This is a genomic window from Clostridium sartagoforme AAU1, assembly GCF_000401215.1.
Classification (GTDB): domain Bacteria; phylum Bacillota; class Clostridia; order Clostridiales; family Clostridiaceae; genus Clostridium; species Clostridium sartagoforme.
This window is the reverse complement of the sequence record NZ_ASRV01000013.1, coordinates 1-3,365: the sequence shown is the minus strand read 5'-3', so window position 1 is coordinate 3,365 and position 3,365 is coordinate 1. Positions and strand designations below refer to the sequence as shown.

The following is a 3,365-nucleotide window of genomic DNA, read 5'->3' as shown; positions in this document are numbered from 1 at the left end:
TATTGTAATTTAAACTTATTTTGTATTATAATAATTGTATAGATTATTAATTTTATATATAGTAAAATATAGATATTAATTATAGAATTAGAATATAAAGATAAAATTATTATATAAGTGCAAGAGAATGTAGAGTTAAGCACAAGAGTCTAGGATGTAATATCCTCTTTTTGCTAAGCTCTTTTTTAGTTTTAAAAAATATAAAGCTAAGTATCAAATGAATTTATAATAAGATAAACTTTTAGTATTTACTATTTTATCTAATATGTATTTAGACTAATATTGAAGTCATTAAGGTATACTTAAGTATTTTAATAGCACTTCTGTAAATGATTACAAAGAAGGAGTTAAAGGGAGATGAATAATTTTAAAAGTCTTTTAGAGGACAACCCTATAGTAGCAGCTGTAAAGGATGAAAAGGAACTAGATCTAGCATTACAAAGTGATATTCAAGTTATTTTTATTTTGTTTGGTGATATATTAAATATTAAGACCATAAGTGAAAAGATATATAAAAGTAATAAAACTGGAATATTACATGTTGATTTAGTTGAAGGAATTTCTAGCAAGGAAGTAGCGTTAAGATTTATTAAGGAAAACACAAGATTTGAGGGCATAATAAGTACCAAATCTCAAGTTATAAGGGCAGGTAAAAAACTTGGATTTATAGCGATACAGAGAGTATTTATGATAGATAGTTTGTCAAAGGAAAATATGAAGAATCATTTGGTAGAAGAATGTGATGCAGTAGAAATTTTACCAGGATTGCTATTTAAGATAATTAAAGAACTTTCATTAACTCTTAATAAGCCTTTAATAGCAGGAGGATTAATCTCTGATAAGGAAGATGTAATGGAGACACTAAAAAGTGGAGCAACATGTATATCTACAACTAAAAAGGAAATTTGGTATATGTAGAAATGGAGATCTGGAGAGAAATCTACATAGGAGTGTTTTTTATGCATTTCTATGTAGTTTTTTATAAAAATTATAAAAGGGAGAGCAAAATGCAAGCTTATTTTTCAGAATTCTTAGGTACTCTTATTTTAATTCTACTTGGTAACGGAGTTGTTGCAAATGTGGTATTAAGAAAAACAAAGGGAAATTCTTCAGGTTGGATCGTAATTACAGCAGGATGGGGGTTCGCTGTAGCAATAGCAGCCTATATTACAGGATGGATGGGTGGAGCTCATTTAAATCCAGCAGTAACTATTGGACTTGCAGCATCAGGATTATTTCCATGGGATAAAGTTTTAATGTATATTGTTGCTCAAATGCTTGGAGCTATGGTAGGAATGCTTCTAGTATATGCTAACTACAAATTACATTATGATGAAACAACAGTTGGAGAAGACGTAAGAGGAACCTTCTGTACAGCACCAGCTATAAGAAGTAACTTATACAATTTTATCTGTGAATTTACTGGGACTTTTATATTATTAATAGGCATAAGAGGAATAACTTATAGTGAAGTATTTAAAACTACTTTCCAAAGCTCTGGTGGAGAAATCGTTGGTACAGTAGGAATTATGGCATCATTTTTAGTAGGTATATTAGTATGGGCAATTGGTTTATCATTAGGAGGAACAACTGGTTATGCAATAAATCCAGCTAGAGATTTAGGACCTAGAATAGTACATGCTTTCTTACCAATGAAAAACAAAATAGATTCAGATTGGGGATATGCATGGATACCAGTAATAGCACCAATACTTGGGGGAGTTGTTGGTAGCTTAGTTTTTGATTTTGTATTAAAATTATAATAAATAGGATTGTAGATGAGGGAGTGAGAGATTATGAAAAAATACATTATAGCTTTAGACCAAGGTACGACTAGTTCAAGATCAATTGTATTTGATAAGGAACAAAATATTTTAGGTATTAGCCAAAAGGAATTTACACAAATATATCCTAAAGAAGGATGGGTAGAACATGATCCATTAGAAATTTGGGCTACTCAATATGGTGTTCTTCAAGAAGTTATTGCTAAGACAAATATTAGCCAAGATGAAGTAGCAGCAATAGGTATAACAAATCAAAGAGAAACTACAATAGTATGGGACAAGAATACAGGAAACCCTGTATATAATGCAATAGTTTGGCAATGTAGAAGAACTGCAGATATTTGTGATGCTTTAAAAGCTAAAGGGTTAGAGGGATATATAAAAGAAAATACTGGATTAGTTGTTGATGCATATTTTTCAGGAACTAAGATTAAGTGGATATTAGATAATGTAGAGGGTGCAAGAGAAAAGGCAGAAAGAGGAGAATTATTATTTGGTACTGTAGATACATGGCTTGTATGGAAGCTAACTAACGGAAAAGTTCACGTTACAGACTATACAAATGCTTCTAGAACAATGCTTTATAATATAAAAGAATTAAGATGGGACGATAAGATTTTAGAAGAATTAAATATTCCAAAATCAATGTTACCAGAAGTAAGAAATTCATCAGAAGTTTATGGATATACTAACCTTGGTGGTAAGAGTGATATAATGGTTCCTATAGCTGGAATAGCTGGAGATCAGCAATCAGCATTATTTGGACAAACATGCTTTGAAAAGGGAGAAGCTAAAAATACTTATGGAACTGGATGTTTCTTATTAATGAATACAGGAGAAGAAATGGTTGAAAGTAAAAATGGACTTTTAACTACTATTGCAATTGGACTAGATGGAAAGGTTCAATATGCTTTAGAAGGTTCCGTTTTCGTTGGTGGAGCAGTAGTTCAATGGCTTAGAGATGAATTAAAACTAGTTAATGATTCAGCTGATACTGAATATTTTGCTACTAAGGTTGACGACAATGGAGGAGTTTATATAGTACCGGCTTTTGTTGGACTAGGAGCACCACATTGGGATATGTATGCAAGAGGAGCTATATTTGGTTTAACTAGAGGAGCAAATAGAAACCATTTAATTAGAGCTGCTTTAGAATCTATTGCATATCAAACTAAGGATCTTATAGATGCTATGAGAGAAGATGTAGGGACTGAACTTAAGGGAATAAAGGTAGATGGAGGAGCAAGTAGAAATAAATTCTTAATGCAATTCCAAGCAGATATAGTAGGTACAAATGTAATTAGACCTATAATATCAGAAACTACTGCTTTAGGAGCTGCATGCTTAGCAGGTCTTGCTGTAGGATTCTGGAAGGATAAAGAAGAAATTAAGAAGTTCTGGCATATGTCAGATGAATTTGAGCCACAGTTAGATGCTGATAAAGTTAATAAGTATTATCATGGATGGCAAAAAGCTGTTAAGAGATCATTAAAGTGGGAAGAAGAATAAGATAAAAATAGGGTTGCGAAAGCAACCCTTTTTTTATGAAGAATGTAGAATGAAGAATGTAGAATTAAGGAC

General features: G+C 31.5%; 3 protein-coding genes. All 3 read left to right on the top strand.

Features of this window, described 5'->3' with window-relative positions; genetic code table 11:
- Positions 1 to 357 precede the first annotated feature (357 nt).
- Positions 358 to 918 (top strand): glycerol-3-phosphate responsive antiterminator, encoded by a 561-nt coding sequence (locus A500_RS00705; protein WP_016205681.1) that lies wholly within the window; start codon positions 358 to 360, stop codon positions 916 to 918.
- 89 nt (positions 919 to 1,007) lie between these two features.
- Complete coding sequence (locus tag A500_RS00700) at positions 1,008 to 1,763, top strand: MIP/aquaporin family protein (protein WP_040436363.1); 756 nt, start codon at positions 1,008 to 1,010, stop codon at positions 1,761 to 1,763.
- Positions 1,764 to 1,796: 33 nt separating this feature from the next.
- Entirely contained in the window at positions 1,797 to 3,293 is a 1,497-nt protein-coding gene (gene glpK, locus A500_RS00695) for a glycerol kinase GlpK (RefSeq protein ID WP_016205679.1), read from the top strand.
- Positions 3,294 to 3,365 lie beyond the last annotated feature (72 nt).